The 16868-nt window shown below is 71.1% G+C and carries 11 protein-coding genes; 5 read left to right on the plus strand and 6 right to left on the minus strand.

The features are described from left to right. Positions 1-267: 267 nt before the first annotated feature. Both BJ964_RS15190 and BJ964_RS15195 read right to left on the minus strand, forming a co-directional pair. On the minus strand, positions 268-3087 hold the full coding sequence (locus tag BJ964_RS15190; RefSeq protein WP_229806838.1) for a glycoside hydrolase family 3 protein: 2820 nt from the start codon (positions 3085-3087) through the stop codon (positions 268-270). A gap of 205 nt (positions 3088-3292) precedes the next feature. After that, on the minus strand, positions 3293-4498 hold the full coding sequence (locus BJ964_RS15195) for an ROK family transcriptional regulator (RefSeq protein ID WP_229806839.1): 1206 nt from the start codon (positions 4496-4498) through the stop codon (positions 3293-3295). A gap of 210 nt (positions 4499-4708) precedes the next feature. On the opposite strand from BJ964_RS15195, the gene BJ964_RS15200 reads away from it, so the two are divergent. The 3 genes from BJ964_RS15200 to BJ964_RS15210 are packed head-to-tail and all read left to right on the plus strand — an operon-like array spanning position 4709 to position 8312. Next, the gene (locus BJ964_RS15200) at positions 4709-6382 is read left to right on the plus strand and encodes an extracellular solute-binding protein (protein ID WP_188121272.1); all 1674 of its coding nucleotides are present in this window, start codon (positions 4709-4711) and stop codon (positions 6380-6382) included. Further along, positions 6379-7380 carry an ABC transporter permease gene (locus BJ964_RS15205; protein ID WP_188121273.1) on the plus strand — a complete coding sequence of 334 codons (1002 nt, stop codon included), beginning with the start codon at positions 6379-6381 and terminating at the stop codon, positions 7378-7380. The genes BJ964_RS15200 and BJ964_RS15205 overlap by 4 nt, the downstream gene beginning before the upstream one ends. Beyond that, positions 7377-8312 (plus strand): carbohydrate ABC transporter permease, encoded by a 936-nt coding sequence (locus tag BJ964_RS15210; protein ID WP_188121274.1) that lies wholly within the window; start codon positions 7377-7379, stop codon positions 8310-8312. Before BJ964_RS15205 ends, BJ964_RS15210 begins: the two co-directional genes overlap by 4 nt. Before the next feature lie 374 nt (positions 8313-8686). Here the strand turns inward: BJ964_RS15210 and BJ964_RS15215 are convergent, their stop codons facing one another. Further along, complete coding sequence (locus BJ964_RS15215) at positions 8687-10849, minus strand: glycosyl hydrolase family 95 catalytic domain-containing protein (protein ID WP_188121275.1); 2163 nt, start codon at positions 10847-10849, stop codon at positions 8687-8689. Between the two features lie 47 nt (positions 10850-10896). Here BJ964_RS15215 and BJ964_RS15220 point away from each other — a divergent pair, with 47 nt between their 5' ends. After that, the gene (locus BJ964_RS15220; RefSeq protein WP_188121276.1) at positions 10897-12807 is read left to right on the plus strand and encodes a beta-galactosidase; all 1911 of its coding nucleotides are present in this window, start codon (positions 10897-10899) and stop codon (positions 12805-12807) included. On the opposite strand, the gene ftrA is transcribed toward BJ964_RS15220, so the two are convergent. Continuing rightward, the gene (gene ftrA / locus BJ964_RS15225) at positions 12791-13735 is read right to left on the minus strand and encodes a transcriptional regulator FtrA (protein ID WP_188121277.1); all 945 of its coding nucleotides are present in this window, start codon (positions 13733-13735) and stop codon (positions 12791-12793) included. The two genes, BJ964_RS15220 and ftrA, sit on opposite strands and share 17 nt — an antisense overlap. A gap of 71 nt (positions 13736-13806) precedes the next feature. Between ftrA and BJ964_RS15230 the strand changes: the two genes are divergently transcribed. Beyond that, positions 13807-14229, plus strand: coding sequence for a rhodanese-like domain-containing protein (locus tag BJ964_RS15230; RefSeq protein ID WP_188121278.1), 423 nt, complete (start codon positions 13807-13809; stop codon positions 14227-14229). Here the strand turns inward: BJ964_RS15230 and BJ964_RS15235 are convergent. Both BJ964_RS15235 and BJ964_RS15240 read right to left on the minus strand, forming a co-directional pair. Beyond that, positions 14195-15298 carry a low temperature requirement protein A gene (locus BJ964_RS15235; RefSeq protein ID WP_188121279.1) on the minus strand — a complete coding sequence of 368 codons (1104 nt, stop codon included), beginning with the start codon at positions 15296-15298 and terminating at the stop codon, positions 14195-14197. The genes BJ964_RS15230 and BJ964_RS15235 overlap by 35 nt on opposite strands. Before the next feature lie 13 nt (positions 15299-15311). Continuing rightward, a complete protein-coding gene (locus tag BJ964_RS15240) occupies positions 15312-16550 on the minus strand; it encodes a D-arabinono-1,4-lactone oxidase (RefSeq protein WP_188121280.1) in 1239 nt (412 codons plus the stop codon). Positions 16551-16868 lie beyond the last annotated feature (318 nt).

Genomic DNA, 16868 nt, shown 5'->3' on the forward strand with positions numbered 1-16868 from the left:
TTCTCTCACCGTCCGCGGTGGCCGGTCGTCCAAGATCGGCGGGCATCTGGGCGGCGCGTCTCCCCCCTTTCGGACCTTGGACGTTTGCCTACCGCGAACGGTGGTCGGTCGTCCAAGGTCAGCCTGGGGGTGGGCGGTGCGGCCTCCCTGTCCAGATCTTGGACGTTTTCCTGCCGTGAGTGGTGGCCGGTCGTCCAAGATCGGCCGGGTGATGGGAGGCGAGGAAGGCGGGCGTCGAGTGTGCCACCGTCCGGCTGGAAGGCGGGGTCAGCGAGTGAAGGCGATCGTGGTGACTGTGGTGTCGGGGGTTGAGTAGAGGACGAACAGGTCGTGGGTGCCGGTTACCGGGGGGACCGGGGTCGAGGCTGTCGTGTTGAGGGTGGCCAGGATCGGGCCGGAGAGCGGGTCGTCGAGGCGGAGGACGATCTCGCCAGGGGTGGGAAGGGCGGCGCGGACCCGGGACGGGCCGGTGAGGCCGAAGTCGACCTGGTCGAAGACCGCCCACGCGCCGGGACGGGCGCCGCGCAGGGCCTCGCCGGGGTGGTCCGGGACGGCTACGGGAGTCGTTTCCGCGTACCCATCGTTGTCGATCAGATGGAGTGGCGACCAGGGTGAGCGGGCCGGGATGCGCTCGCCGTCGACGCGCAGCGTCCTGGTCAGGCGCCAGTCGGTGCTGGACCGGCCCACCGCGATGGTGTGGGTGGCCTCCTCGATCACCCAGCGGGAGCGGGTCACGTCCCAGAACGCCAGCTCGGCGGCGGGCAGCAGGAATTCCACGGTGGACCGTTCGCCGGGTTCGAGCCGGACCTGCCGGTAGCCGCGCAGGCGCCGCAGCGGCTGCTTGACCCGGGAACGCTGTTGACGGGTGTAGAGCTGCACCGTCTCGACGCCGGGCCGGTGTCCGGTATTGATCACGTCGACGGTGATCGTGACCTCGCCGTCCAAACCGATCGACGCCGCGCTGACCCGCAGGTCCTCGTAGCGGAACGAGGTGTACGACAGCCCGTGCCCGAACGGGAACAGCGGCGTGCCCCGGTAGTAGAGGTAGGTGGCGTCGGTGGCGATGATGTCGTAGTCGAGCAGGTCGGGCAGGTTGCCGGCATCGGTGTACCAGGTCTGGGTGAGCCGCCCGGCCGGGTCGACGGGCGCACCCGACGGGTCGCTGCCGAAGAGCACGTCGGCGAGGGCCGTGCCGTGTTCCTGGCCGCCGTGCGCCGACCACACGATCGCCGGCAAAAGATCAAGAGCATGACCGATCGCGTACGGGTAACTGCTGCTCAACACCAGCACGGTCCGCGGGTTGGCCGCCTGGACGGCGCGCAGCAGATCGTCCTGGGTGCCGGGCAGCGCCAGGTCCCGGCGGTCGGCGGTCTCCCGGCCGGTGACCAGCGGATGGTTGCCGAGCGCCAGCACCACCACGTCGGCCCCCGCGGCCACCGTGGCGGCCGCCGCCACCCCGTCGATCAGCAGGTCGACGGTGAAGACGGTGGCGTCCGCGGCCCGGGCGGCGCCGGTACGCACCAGCCCGTCCCCACCGGCCGAAAGGTACCGCCCGCTCTGCACGTGGAGCAGCACCACACCGTCGCCGGCCGGCTCGAAGCGGAACGTCTCCCGCACCTCCCAGCCGTTCGGGCCGGGCCGGTCGTTGACCAGCAGGTGGGGCTCGGGGCCGAGCCCGTCGGCGCCGATGCACCGGCCGTTGACGACGGCCCGCAGCGAGAACGTCTCCTCACCCCAGTCGAGCACGTCGAACAGGGTGGTGTCCTCGTCCTCGTGCTCGTTGATCCGCAGTGGACCGCCGTCCGGGTCCGCTGACAGCAGGCCCGCCGGGCAGCGCAGCGCCACCCGGTCGGCGCCCTCGTGGAAGAGGACCGCGTCCGCGCCGACCCGCTCGGTCAGGGTGCCGCGCAGTGTCCGGCGGTACGGCGGGGTGCCGCTGTACCAGTCGTCGAAGGTGGTGTCGCCGAGCGGGCCGAGCACCGCGATCCGCCGGGTGGCCGCCGGGTCGAGGGGGAGCAGGCCGTCGTTGCCGAGCAGCACCACCGAGGCGCGGGCCGCCTCCCGGGCCAGTGCGCGGTGCTCCGGGCAGTCGATCACCTCGGGGCCGGTCTCCCGGTACGGGTCCTCCTCCGGGTTGAACTCGCCGAGCCGTACGCGTACCGAAAGGATGTGCCGGACCGCGGCGTCCACGTCGGACTCGGTGATCAGGCCGCGGTCCAGGGCGGTGGCGAACGACTCCTCGGACAGCGGCCCGGGCTCGGTGACGCAGTCGATGCCGGAGCGCAGCGCGGCCGCGAACCCGGCCGGGTGGTCCTCGAACAGGTTCTGGTCGCCGGCCAGGTTCTGGACCGCGTACGCGTCGCCGACCACCATCACGTCGTCCTCGGCCCAGCCGCGCAGCACCTCGTTGATGAGCGGGCTGAGATGTGTGGGCCGTCCGTTGATCAGGTTATAGGAGGCCATCACGGCGACCGCGGCGCCAGCGGCCAGGGCCGGGCGGTAGGCGGGCAGCTCGTACTCGTGCAGCACCCGTGGCGGCAGGTTGCTGGAGGTCAGGCACCGGTCGGTCTCGTTGTTGTAGGCCAGGAAGTGCTTCAGCGTGGGGGCGGTGCGCAGCCAGCGGGGGTCGTCGCCGCGCAGCCCGTTCGAGTACGCCGTGCTCAGCACCCCGGTGAGCCAGGGGTCCTCGGCGTACCCCTCCTCGTTGCGGCCCCAGCGTGGGTCGCGCAGCAGGTTGACCACCGGCGCCCAGACGTTGAGGCCGACGTTCTCCGGGTCGCGGTGGTGCATGGCGCGGACCTCGGTGCCGACCGCGGCGCCGACCCGGCGGAGCAGGTCCGGGTCCCAGCTGCTGGCGAGACCGACCGCCTGGGGGAAGACGGTGGCGACGCCGAGCCACGCGACGCCGTGCAGCGCCTCGGTCCCGGTGCGGAAGGAGGCGACGCCGAGCCGGGGCACGGCGGCCTGGTGCTGGTGCAGCAGGGCGATCTTCTCCGCCAGGTCGAGCCGCTCCAGAAGGTCGGACACCCGCGTGGCGAGCTTCTGCTGCGGGTCGCGAAAGACGATGCGAGAGGGGGATTCGGTCACAACGTGTTCCTTCGGGCCAAGCCGGTCGTCGAAGCGCTTCGACTGCGCGGCGAAAGAAGCCTCCGCGAGTGGTTTCGCGAATGTTTCGAACGGAGTTCCCTGAGGCTCGCACCACAGTCACGCCTCGGTCAAGGCGCTCGGGGCATGTTTGGTCATCGATTGTTACGCGCGGGATCCGCCCGGGTGCGGCCCCGGGCGGATCCGGTCACTGCTTGGGCGGCAGGCTGCCGGTGTCCACCCGGTCCAAGTGGGACACCGCACCGCCGAGGGCGGCGGCGTGCAGGCCCAGGCTCGACGCGGTCAGCCGGACCCCGCCCGCGTCCGGCGCCAGGGTGTTGCGGGTCAGCTCGGCCTCGGCCGCCGGGATCAGCCACTCGGCCAGTGCCGCGTAGTGGTCGCCGAGCACGATGAGCTCCGGATTCACCAGGTTCGCCAGCAGCGCCAGGCCCTGGCCCAGATGGCGGCCGGTGTCGCCCAGGGCGGCCAGCGCCCCCGGGTCGCCGGAACGGGCCAGCGCGGCCACCTGCTCGACGGCCGGCGCCAGGTCGGTCAGCGACTCCGGGTCGAAGCCGGGCAGGGCTCGCCGGACCAGCGGCTCGACGCCGGCCAGATCCTGGAGCGTGGGCGAGCCGGCCGCGCCGAGCGCGAAGCGGCCGATCTGGCCGGTGAAGCCACGGGAGCCGTGCAGCAGGCGGCCGTCGACCACGATGCCGGCCTCGACCCCGGCCGCGCCGGAGACGTACGTCAGATCGAGCTCGACCTGATGCCCGCCGTAGCGCAGCTCGGCGACGGCGGCCAGGCCGGCGTGGTTGGCCACCGCGACGTCCAGTCCCGGCTGGCGCAGCGAGCCGGAGAGCAGGCCGCGCAGGTCGACGTCGGACCAGCCGAGCGGCGGGGAGAGGCGGACCGTGCCGCCGTCGGCGACCAGGCCGGGCACCGCCACGGTCAGGCCGAGCACCTGGCGGCCCTGCTGGCGCACCCGGGTCGCGGCCCGCTGGGCCAGGGCGGCGATCGCGCTGACCGCACGGCCCGCCCCGGTGGTGGCCGGCTCGCCGTCGAACGCCCGATGCCACAGCAGCAGCTGGTCGCCCGCGAAGTCGACGGCCAGCGCGGTGAGCCGGTCGGCGGAGACCTGGAGGCCGATCGCCGCGTACGCCGAGCCGTCGAGGGCCAGCGCCGTCCCGGGGCGGCCGATCCGGTTGCTGGTCAGGCCGGTCTCGCGCAGCAGCCGCTGCCGGATCAGGTCGCCGGTCAGGCTGGACACGGTCGCCTTGTTGAGCCCGGTCGAGGCGGCGATCGCGGCGCGCGAGCTGGGGCCGTGGGCGCGCAGGTGCCGCAGCACCACGGCCAGGTTGGTGGCACGCACATCGGTGAAGTCGGCCGGTTGTGGATCGGCCCGGGTGGTCCTCACATCAAGCTCCGCTCTCGGCCGGGCGCCTGCTGTCCGCCTGGTCATCTTGCCGCATCACCGCGGTTCGTCGTCTCCCCTGATAGGTGCCCGCCGGATGGGTGCGCTCCCATTTGCTTCTTGTCGGGCCGTCACCGTGTCGGTTAGCTTGTCTTCGATGTACTTAGTTTAGACGCTAACCAAACTAAACCCATAACGGAAGGGTGGTGCGCCGTGGCGAATACGCTTCCGGGCGCGTCGACGAACAGGCGGAACTTCCTGGGGCTGGTCGGCCTCGGCGCGGCCTCGCTCGCCAGTGGCGGAGTGCTGGCCGGTTGCAGCAAAGAGCCGGGCGTGGACGGTTCGGCGACCACCGCCGAGGAGGCTGCCGGGGTCATCCCCAAGTTCAAGGACTCCACCCTGGTCCAGCCCGACATCAAGGGCGTCCGGCCGATGGCCGACGGTTACGCGAAGTACCCGACGTCGTTGGCCGACGCGGTCACCGACAAGGCGGTCGGCAGCGGTAAGCCGGTCACCGCCACCACCCCGTGGTGGGGCCCGGCACCGCCGACCGCGAACAAGCTGGTCGAGGCGGTCAACGCCGACATGGGTGCGGTGATCAACTTCAGCATCCAGGACGGCAACACCTACGGCGACAAGCTGAGCGCCATGCTCGGCGCGCGGGACGTGCCCGAGCTGACCTGCATCCCGGGCTGGGAGACCAACAAGCTGGCCCGGTTCTCCGAGGGCGTGCACGCGCTCTTCGAGGACCTGACGCCGTACCTGGCCGGGGACAAGGTCAACGCGTACCCGCTGCTCGCCGGTCTCGACTCGGTGGCCTGGCAGGAGTCGGTGTGGGGCGGCAAGCTGATGGCCGTTCCGTTCCCGGTCGACGCGCCCTACCCCACGGTGCTGTTCTACCGCAAGGACGTCGCCGACGAGCGCGGCATCGCGGCCCCGACCACGCTCGACGAGTTGTGGGACTTCGGCAAGAAGCTCACCAACGAGGCCAAGGGCGAGTGGGCCTTCGGCGACATCTGGTGGGAGGTGCAGCAGATCTGCGGCGTCGGCGGCTCGGAGAACGGCTGGATCAAGCAGGCCGACGGCAAGGTCGTGAACAAGATGGAGCTCCCGGAGTACAAGCGGGCTCTCGAGTTCATGACCAAGGTCTACGCCGAGAAGCTGATCCACCCCGACCTGGCCAGCAGCAAGGGCGGTGACGTCACCACCCTGTTCAAGGGCGGCAAGATCTTCATGTACGCCACCGGCGGCGGCTCCTGGAAGGAGACCTGGCGCCCGGCCGTGCAGACCAACCCCAAGTTCAACATGCAGGCCGTCAAGGTCTTCGGTGCCGACAAGGGCCAGGCCCCGGTGCGCCTGAAGGCCCGCTCGGCGATCATCTGGACGTTCATCAAGAAGGACCTCGGTCAGGAGCGGGTGCAGGAGTTGCTGCGCGTGCTCAACTACACCGCGGCGCCGTTCGGCACCAAGGAGTGGGAGCTGCAGAACTACGGTGTCGAGGGCACCCACTTCACGCGGGACGCCAGCGGCACGCCGGTCACCAACGACCTGTACGTCAAGGAGTTCGCGAACCAGTACGTCTTCCTCGGCGGCCGCCCGCCGGTCGTGGTCGGTGGCCCGGACATTCCCACCTACGCCGGCGACTTCGTGGCCTGGGGCAACGACGCCACGCAGTACCTGGAGAAGAACCCGTGGGAAGGCATCAAGGTGGAGACGCCGAGCGAGCAGGCGGCCCTCGCGCAACCCACCGAGGACAAGATCACCGACATTCAGCGCGGCCGTACTCCGATCAGCGAGTTCGACAAGATCCTCTCGGACTGGAAGGCGGCCGGCGGCGACAAGGCTCGCGACTTCTACGCCAAGGTTCTGGCTGACAACGGGCGATGAGCGCTCCACCCATCGCTGAGCCGCAGGCTGCGGTGAAGGCGAAGAAGAACAAGGCGATCCCGCCGCAGCGGCTGTCCTTCGGGCAGCGGCTGCGGCGGGACTGGCCGCTGCTGCTCATGTGCCTGCCGGCGATGCTGTTGCTGCTGGTCTTCCACTACATCCCGGCGCTCGGCAACGTCATCGCCTTCCAGGACTACAACCCGTTCGCCGGGGACGACCCGCTCGAGGCGTTCCTCTACAGCGAGTGGATCGGGTTCGGGAACTTCGAGTACCTGTTCCAGACCTCGGCGTTCTGGGACTCGGTGGTCAACACTCTGTCGATCACCGCGTTCCAGCTGGTGTTCTACTTCCCGGTCCCGATCTTCCTGGCCATCCTGCTGAACAGCATCATGTCGCCGCGCATCCGGTCGCTGGTGCAGAGCGTCGTCTACCTGCCGCACTTCTTCAGCTGGGTGCTGGTGGTCTCGCTGTTCCAGATGATGATCGGCGGCGCCGGCCTGCTCGCGCAGACGCTGCGCCAGGCCGGCTACACGCCGCCGGACATGATGACCAACCCGGACACGTTCATCCTCCTGATCACCTCGCAGGCGCTCTGGAAGGACGCCGGCTGGGGCATGATCGTCTTCCTGGCGGCGCTCGCGGCCATCGACACCTCCCTGTACGAGGCGGCCGCGGCCGACGGCGCCAACCGCTGGCGGCGGATGTGGCACATCACCCTGCCCGGCCTGCGGTCGGTCGTCATCCTGCTGCTGATCCTGCGGCTCGGTGACGCGCTGAACGTGGGATTCGAGCAGTTCATCCTCCAGCGGGAGATGGTCGGGCGGGACGCCGCCGAGGTCGTCGACACCTACGTCTACTACCAGGGCATCGCGATCCAGCAGTGGGGCGTCGGCGCGGCCGCCGGGCTGTTCAAGGCGGTGATCGGGATCCTCCTGATCGTGGGCGCCAACAAGCTGGCACACCGGTTCGGCGAGCAAGGGATCTACTCGAAATCATGAGCGCAGACACCGCGATCCGGCCCCGCCGCAACTCGAACCGCCCGGCGTGGGAGGAGAAACCCACGCTGATCGGCCAGTTCGGCAAGGGCACGATCATCACCGTGGTGCTGGCCGTCGTGCTGGTGCCACTCTGGACGGTCGTGGTCACCAGCCTCTCGTCCGAGAAGACGATCAACGAGGCGGGTGGCTACGTCTTCGTTCCGCGCGAGCTCAACCCGTCGGCGTACGTGGTGATCTTCTCGGGCGGGCAGGTCACCGACGCGATCCTGGTCAGCACGTTCGTGACGATCCTCGGCACGGCCATCAGTCTGATCGTCACGGTGCTCGCCGCCTACGGCCTGTCCCGGCCCGGGACCCTCGGCCATCGGTCGATCCTGTTCTACTTCCTGCTGACGTTCCTGATCTACCCCGGCATGATCCCGAGCTATCTCGTGGTCACCGGCCTCGGCCTCAAGGACAACCTGCTCGCCCTCATCCTGCCAACCGCGATCAGCGCGTTCAACCTGGTGGTGCTGCGGGCGTTCTTCATGAACATCCCCGGCGAACTGTACGACAGCGCCCGCATCGACGGCGCCGGCGAACTGCGCATCCTGTGGCGAATCGTGCTTCCGCTCTCCAGGGCGGTCACCGCGGTGGTCGGCCTGTTCTACGCGGTCGGCTACTGGAACGCGTTCTTCAACGCGATCCTCTACATCGACCGCAACGACCTCCAGCCGGTCCAGCGGGTGCTCCAGCAGTTCATCCTGGCCGGGCAGTCCCCGACCACCTCGGGAATGGCGGTCGCCATCCCGGGCCTCGGCTCGTCGACGCCACCCAGCCTGGCGATCAAGATGGCCGTCGTGGTGGTGACGATCGTTCCGGCCCTGATCGTCTACCCGTTCATCCAGCGCCACTTCACCAAGGGCGTGATCATCGGCGCCGTCAAGGGCTGACCCGACCCGCTGCCGCCCCGGCCTTCCGGGACGGCAGCGGTCGTTATCGGTGGTTTCGCTTCAACCATCTTTTCCGGTACGCGTGACGCCGTTCATCCCATTTGGGCCGCCCCGCCCTGCCGGCGGATCCTGCTGCCTGCTCCGGCCTCTGCCCGGCCGCCGGGCTGAGATCGGTGGCCGGGCAGGCCGGCCGGGTGCCGTGTCCCTCACCTGCCGCCGCGCCAACCGGAGCGATCTTGATCGATTTGCCACCGGCTCGGGTGGCAAATCGTTCAAGATCGCACAGCGTCGGCATGCAAGGCGGGCTAAACGGGTGAAACGGGCGCCTGGCGAGCAAGGCGGGTGCACTGATCAGGGTGGCCGGCGGCAGGTCCTCAAAGGTGCACCGAAGGTGTTGTGAACTGCGGAAACGAAACTGTGTGCGGGCTGTTGGCGGACAGGCGGAGGAGCTGCCGGCCGCCCGGGTGGGAGACCTGTACGACACGGTCGGTGGGGGAGGTCAGGACGGCCTCGAAGGACCCCGGCGACCAGGTCAGGTCGACCGTCACCGGGCCTCGGGCCACCAGGCCGCGGATGCTGCCGGTGGGCCAGGCGGAGGGCAGGGCGGGGAGCAGGTCGATGTGGGCCATGCCGTCCGGGGCGACGTCGCGGCTGCGCAGGAGCATCGCCACCACCAGGGCCGGGAGGCCGCCCGCCAGGTCGACGTTGAACATGTGGTCCCGGTTGTGGGTGGGCACCCGGTTGGGCCGCCAGTACGCCTCGGAGATCCGTTCCAGGGCCGCGTACGCCTCCTCGCCCAGCCCCAGATGTGCCGCCGCGACGCCGAGCAGCGCGAGCCCGTACCCCATCTCGTCGGAGGCCTCGCTCAGCCACCACCGCAAGCGGGATCGCACGGCCCGCACCGCGGCGGCGCGCAGCGCCGGATCCTCGTCGACCGCCGGATCGCCGCCGTAGAGGAACGGGAGCAGGTGGCTGGAATGCCGGTGCTCGTGGTTGTCCGGGAAGCGCGGGTCGATCCACTCGGCCAGCTCGCCGGCGTCGTTGATGCGGTACGACGGCAGCGCGGCGAGCAGCCCCCGCCAGCGCCCCTCGTCCGGATCACTGACCCCCAGCGTCTCGGTGATCGCCAGCAGGCCCCGGAGCAGCCCGGACACCGCCTGAACGTCCATGGTGGCGTCCACCGACGCCTGAGCCCGCCCACGTCCCGGGTCGTTCTCCGGCGAGTAGGACGGGCTGAACCGGGCCCGCCCGTCGACGATCTCGGCGAACCCCAGCTGGAATTCGGCGACCTCGCGCAGGAACGGCAGCGCCCGGTCGGCCAGGAACGCGCGGTCGCCGGTGTGCTGCCAGTGTTCCAGGTAGAGGCGGGCCAGCCAGGCGGCGCCGGCGGTCCAGAAGGTGAGGCACCAGATCGGGCCGAAGTGGTTCTGCCGGCCGTGCGTGCCGAGGTGGGCGGGGGCGTACAGGCCGGGCAGCCCGTAGAGCCGGCGCGCGTTCTCCCGGAAGTCCTCGCGCAGGCTGTCGAGCAGGTCGAACAGCGGCGGCATCAACTCGGGGACGCCGGTCGGGTGGACTGCCAGCAGGGCGGCCTGGAGGTTGCCGTCGATGGTCCAGCCGCTGCGCCACGGCGGCGACCAGGTGCCGCTCCAGACGCCCTGGAGCGTGGGCGGGCGGGCGCCGGTGCTGCTGATGATCGCGTACCGGCCGGCGTCGAAGAGGTGTTGCGCCCGGATTCCGCCAAGGTCCAGGGAGACCCGCTCGAACAGGTCGCGGTGGATCTCGGCGTGCTCCTTCAGCAGGTCCTCGAAACCGCCGCCGGGCAGCGCGGCGAGGGCTTCGGCGGGCGTGCGCAGGCCGGGTGCCACCCGGGCCACGATCAGGACCGATTCGGGGGTACGCCGTACGCGCACCGCCACGGTCCAGCCGTCCGGTGCGCCCGGCCAGAGGTCGCCGCCGAACCGTCCGGTGAGGACCAGGTCCTCGCCGCAGTGGTCGACGGTGAACGCGACCGGGCTCTCCGGCACGCCGTCGACCGGGGCGATCCGGACCGTGCCGCCGGTGCCGGTGATCCGGACCGCCAGCACGTCCGCCGACCGGGAGACGACCGCGTCGGCCACCACCCCGGACCACTCCTGCCGCACCACGCCGGTGGTGAAGTCGGTGCCCCGGGAATAGCCGTCGCCGGGCCGGTCCGGGATGAAGGTGATCGTGCCGGCGCCGATGAGTGGATCGATCCAGCGCGTCTCGGCGTACCCCGGATGCTCCTGAACGGCGAGGTCGCAGACCGCTCGCGCCGCGTCGCCGAAGCGCCCGGTGGCGAGCAGCTCGCGCAGCCGTGGCAGGGCCGCGGCGGTGGCCGGCGCCGGGAGCGGCTCGGTGACCGGCTGGAAGAGGTCTTCGTGGGCGAGGGTGAAGCGCAGCCCGGCGGGGGAGCCGTAGCAGAGGGCGCCCTGCCGCCCGTTGCCGCTGATCAGGGCGTGTTCCCAGTCCTCGGTGCACGTGCTGTCACGGAAGGACGGATTGACTTGGCTCTCCACGAGTGAATACTTTGTTTAGAGGTCAAACTAATGTCAAGGGTGGTGCGATGCTCTTCTTCGGCGGCGACTACAACCCGGAGCAGTGGCCGGAGGAGGTCTGGGCGGAGGACGTCGCGCTGATGCGGCAGGCCGGGGTGAACATCGCCACGGTCGGCGTGTTCTCCTGGTCCAACCTGGAGCCGGAGCCGGGGCGCTACGAATTCGGCTGGCTGGACCGGGTGCTGGACCGGCTGCACGACGGCGGCGTCCGGGTCGCGCTGGCCACCCCGACGGCCTCGCCGCCGCCCTGGTTCACCCTCGCCCACCCGGAGGCCATGCCGGCCGGCGCCGACGGGATCCGGCTCACCCACGGCAGCCGGGACACCTACTGCGTGTCGGCGCCCGCCTACCGGGCCGCGGCGCGGAACATCGCGGAACGCCTGGCCGAGCGGTACGCCCACCATCCGGCGCTGGCCATGTGGCACGTGCACAACGAGTACGGCACCGACTGCCGCTGCGACACCACGGCCGCCGCGTTCCGGACCTGGCTGGAGAAGAGGCACGGCGACCTGGACGCGCTGAACGAGTCGTGGACCACGGCGTTCTGGAGCCAGCGCTACTCGGACTGGGCGCAGATCACGCCGCCGCGCGCCACCCAGTACCTGCCGAACCCCGCACAGGTGCTCGACTTCCGCCGGTTCCTCTCCGACGAGCTGCTCGGGGCGTACGTGGAACAGCGCGACCTGCTGCGCGCCGCCAACCCGGACGTGCCGGTCACCACCAACTTCGTGCAGGGCGGCTGGGTGAGCGTCGACCACGCGCGCTGGGCGGCCGAGGTGGACGTGGTGGCGGTCGACCACTACCCGGACGACGCCGGGCCGGGCGCCGAGGAGGAGACCGCCTTCGCCGGGGACCTGGCCCGCGGCTGGGGCGGAGGATCCTGGCTGCTCATGGAGACCGCGCCGAACCTGATCTACACGCGCGGCCGGATGCACGCCAAGGAGCCGGGGCGGCTCACCCGGCACAGTCTCGGCTACGTGGCCCGGGGATCGCGCGGGGCCATGTACTTCCAGTGGCGGCAGCCGCGCGGCGGGGCGGAGCTGTTCCACTCCGCCCTGGTCCCGCACGCCGGCCCGGACTCGCCGGTCTTCCGGGAGGCGGTCGGGCTCGGGCGCACCCTTCGCGGATTGGCGCCCGTCGCCTCAGCTCTTCCGCCGGTCGCGCAGGTGGCCCTGACCTGGGACGCGCCGTCCTGGTGGGCGTTGCAGGCACCGGCCCTGCCGTCCGCCGACATCGACTACCCGGGCGCGGTCCGGCAGGCGCACCGGGCGCTGTTCCGCGCCAAGATCCAGACCGATTTCGTCTTCCCGGGAATGTCGACCGGCCTCGGCGGCTACCGGCTCGTCGTGGCGCCGCACCTCTACCTGGTCTCGGACGAGGCGGCGGCCGCCTTCCGGGACTACGTGGCGGCCGGCGGGCACCTGGTGGTGACCTACCTGAGCGGGATCGCCGAACCCGACACCCGGGTCCGGCTGGGCGGCTACCCGGGCGCGTTCCGTGAGGTTCTCGGCGTCCGCGTGGTCGAATGGCATCCGCAGCCCGCCGACCGGACGTTCGCCCTGGACGACGGCACACCGGTCAGCCGCTGGATCGAACGGGTCGAGACGGCCGGCGCCGAGACGATCAGCCGCTACGCGGACGGTCCGCTGGCCGGGGCGCCCGCGATCACCCGCCACCGGTACGGGCAGGGCGCCGCCTGGTACGTGTCCACCTCTTTCGGCGACGACGGGTTGCGGGCCCTGCTGACCCGGATCGCCGCGGAGGCCGGGGTGGAGCCGGTGCTGCCCGGCCTGCCCGATCAGGTGGAGGCGGTCCGCCGGGGCGACCTGATGTTCCTGTTCAACCACGGGATCACCCCGGCCCGGGTCGGCGAGGTCACCATCCCGGCCGGCGGCGTGCGTTTCACTCCGGCGCGTTGAAGGCCCGCCGGTAGGCCGACGGCGACGTGCGCATCGCCTGTCCGAAGTGGTGGCGGTAGGTCACGGCGGTCTCGAACCCGACCGTCGTGGCGATCGCCTCGATCGGGGTCCGGGTCGTCTCCAGCAGCGGCAGGCTGGCGTGCACCCGCCGGTCGATCAGCCAGCGGATCGGCGTGGTCCCGGTCGCGCGGGCGAAATGCCGCAGGTAGGTGCGCTCGGACATGTGCGCGTGCCGGGCCAGCGTGGCCACCGTGATCGGCTCGGTCAGGTTGCCGAGAGCCCAGTCCATGCTGCGGGCCACCCGGGTGTCCTCCGGGTCGGCCGCCACCGGCGCCTCCACGAACTGGGCCTGGCCGCCGTCCCGGTGCGGCTGGACGACCAGCCGGCGGGCCACCGCGTTGGCGATCGACGGGCCGTGGTCGAGGCGGATCACGTGCAGGCAGAGATCCAGGCCGGCGGCGCTGCCCGCGCTGGTCAGCACGTCGCCGTGGTCGATGTAGAGGACGTCGGCGTCGACCTCCACGGCCGGATGGCGCTCCCGGAGGGCGTCCGCGTACCGCCAGTGGGTGGTGGCCCGGCGGCCGTCCAGCAGACCCGCCGCGGCCAGTGCGAACGCACCCGAGCAGATGGACATGATCCGCGCGCCCCGGGCGTGGGCGGCCCGCAGCGCGGCGATCAGCTCCGGCGAGACACCGGAGTTGACCCCCGGCACGATCACCGTCCCGGCGGCGGCGAACACGTCCAGCCCGTGCTCGGTGTGCAGGGTCGCGCCGCCGACCACCCGTACCGGGCCGGGTTTCTCGGCGCAGATGGTCAGCTCGTACCACGGCCGGTCGAACTCCGGCCGGGGCAGCCCGAAGACCTCGCTCACGATGCCCAGCTCGAAGACCGACATGCCGTCGTACGCCAGGACCGCCACCGTTCGCATGGCGGGATCTTAGCGGTCGGCGTCGTCCACGCCACTGTGCAGGTTTCCGCGCGGGCGGCACGATCAATGCCATGACCAGCGCGATCGAGCACTTCCAGAACCGGCTCCGCTTCGAGACCGACGTGAGCGACGTCCACCATGACCTGGAAGCCGGCACCCCCGGCCTCGTGGTGATCGACTCCCGCAGCACCGAGTCCTGGGACCAGGGCCACATCCCCGGCGCCGTCCACCTGCCGACCCGCCAGATCGCGGCCCGCGCCGCCGAACTCGTCCCGCCCGGCAGCGCGGTCGTCACCTACTGCTGGGGCCCGGGCTGCAACGGCGCGACCCGGGCGGCGCTCGAATTCGCCAAGCTGGGCTACCCGGTCAAGGAGATGATCGGCGGCTACGAGTACTGGGTCCGGGAAGGCTTCCCCACCGACGGCCCGGCCGGCCGGACCAGCCGCCCGGTCGACGACCTCACGGCGCCCGCTGGGCTCGCGTGCGGTTGCTGACCGCCACCGCCTCGGTGACATTGAGCACCACCAGCACCAGGACCAGGGCGGACAGCGCCACGACCGCGGGCAGCAGCACGGCCAGCGGCAGCAGGAGCAGCGCGGACAGCGCCGCGGCGGCCCGGCCCCAGCCGACGATCCGGAACATCCGCCATCGGGTGTAGGCGAAGGTGCCCAGGTAGAGCGCGGCGCCGCCGAACAGCAGGCCGGCGGTGTCCAGGTGCAGATGGTCGGTGGGATGGCTGACCACCTCGGCCAGACCCACCGCCACGGCGATGACACCGCCGATGAAGAGCAGATGACCGTACGCCAGGACGGCCCGGACCACGTCGGTCTGCACCTCCGTGGTCGCCAGCGCGTGCCGGATGCCGTCCGCGGCGTACGAGAAGTAGACCCACCACAGGCCGCAGACCAGCGCGAACGCGGCCGCTACGGCGAACAGGCGGGGGCTGGTCAGCGGCTCGCCCGCGGCCACCCCGCCGACCGCCACCACCGACTCGCCGAGCGCGATGATCTGGAACAGGCCGAACCGCTCCGGCAGGTGGTGCGCGTCGAACTTCACCAGGGCCAGCCGCCGCCGGACCAGCCGCGGGGTGAGCAGGTCGATCACCGCGGCCGTGGCCCAGAGCGTCACCCGGAGCCACCCGTCGGCCAGACCGCCGGCCAGCATCAGCGGGCCGGTGACGACCGCCGAGACGCTGAACGTGTTGACCGGGATGCCCCGCCAGCCACGGAACACCAGCGCCGCCAGGATCAACCGGGCCGCCCAGTAGGCGGCGCCCAGCAGGATGCCGTGGTCGTCGTACGCGTGCGGCAGCGCCAGCGCCATGAAGAGGCTGGCCAGACCGACCCCGAACATGCCGATCCGGTCTACCGGGTTGTCCACGTCATGAGTGTTCGCATGCACCGAGGTGCCGACCCAGGCCCAGTAGACCGGCACGAAGACGATCAGCGCGCGGCCCACCCCCGCCCACGAGTGATCGTCGTGCAGCAGGTGCGAGGCCTGCGTGACCGCGAAGACGAAGACCAGGTCGAAGAAGAGCTCAGCCCAGGTGACCCGTTTCTCCACGAACGACTACTCCCTACCCCAGCAGGCTCTCCAGCCAGGCGTTGCGGAACATCCCCTGTGGATCGAAGCGGTCCACCAGCGCGGCGAAATCGCCGAATCGCGGGTAGGCGCCGCGCACGTCGGAAGGGGCCGTCGTGAATATCTTGCCCCAGTGCGGCCGGGCGCCGTGTGGCGCCAGGGCCTTCTCCAGGTCGGCGACGACCGGGAGCACCGCGTCGGTGTCGGCGATCCAGGTGAAGTGCAGGGCCAGGCTGTCCTGTTCGTGGTTGGGGCTGAGCCAGAGGTGGTCGGCGGCGATCGTCCGGATCTCGCAGACCTGGAGGACGGCCGCGATCCGTTCCCGCAGGCCGGCCACCGCCTCGAGCGCGGCCCGCCCGGCCGTGCGCGGCACGTGCCACTCGGACTGGAGTTCCTCGCCGCTGCTCGGGGTGAACTCCATCCGGAAGTGCGGCAGCCGTTCGTGCCACGGGCCGGGGACGCCGCCCTGCCCGGTGCAGTTCTCGGTCGGCATGCCGGGCACCGGGTGACGGGGGCCGTCCGCGGGACGGGCGCCGAACAGGTCCCCGGTCAGCGGTGCGTCCCGTTTCAGCCACACCTGGTCGATGTCCGTGCCGGTCCAGCGGGTGAAGAGGCTGACGCTGTATCCGGCCGACAGGATCTCGTCGAGGTGCTCGTCCAGGGCGGCGGCGGGCAGGTTCTCGTAGACGTACTGCCGCAGCTCGAAGGCCGGGACCACGTCGAGGGTGAGCGCCGTGACCACGCCGAGCGCGCCGAGGCCGACCACGGCGCCGGCGAGGTCCGGGTGGTCGCGGTCCAGGACGGCCGTCGAGCCGTCGGCGCGGAGGATCTCCAGCCCGGAGACGGCGGTCGCCAGGTTGCCGTTGCGCACGCCCGAGCCATGGGTCGCGGTGGCCACCGCGCCGGCCACCGAGATGTGCGGCAGCGACGCCATGTTGTGCACGGCCAGGCCCTCGGCGGCGAGGCGGGCGGCCAGTTCGCCGTACCGGATTCCGCCGTCGATCCGCACGCTCCGTCGATCCGGCGCGATCTCGACGCTGCGCGGGAGCCCGGCCAGCGAGACGAGATCCCCGTCGGTGTCGGCGAGCCGGTTGAACGAGTGACCGCTGCCGAGAACCCGCAGCCGGCCGGCCCCGGCGAGCACCGCGCGCAGCTCGGCCACCGAATCCGGACGATGCAGCCGCCGCGCCCCGAAGGTGATGTTGCCGGCCCAGTTCGTCAGACGCTCCCGCATCAGCACACCCTATGTCGCTCCGGCCGACGGACACGGTGTGTGATGAACGAGACCTCGGGCGCCCGTGCCGAGAGCGTCGGCCGGTGCGGGCAATGCTGTCTTATTTCATGAGTGTTACGTAACGTTATATAGGATTCTTTGTGTCTGTGTGATCACCGTCAGGTGCATCTGTGCCGATATAGCCTGAACAAGGCCACTCAATACTTCAGTAGATCCAAATCGAGACGCGCTGCTCGTTCTCTCGTAACGCAACCTGCGTCACAATCAGTCACGCCCATGGCGGGGGTGAGGGCAGGATTCAGCCCGGCGGAATCGCGA

The organism is Actinoplanes lobatus (assembly GCF_014205215.1).
GTDB classification, from domain to species: Bacteria; Actinomycetota; Actinomycetes; order Mycobacteriales; family Micromonosporaceae; genus Actinoplanes; species Actinoplanes lobatus.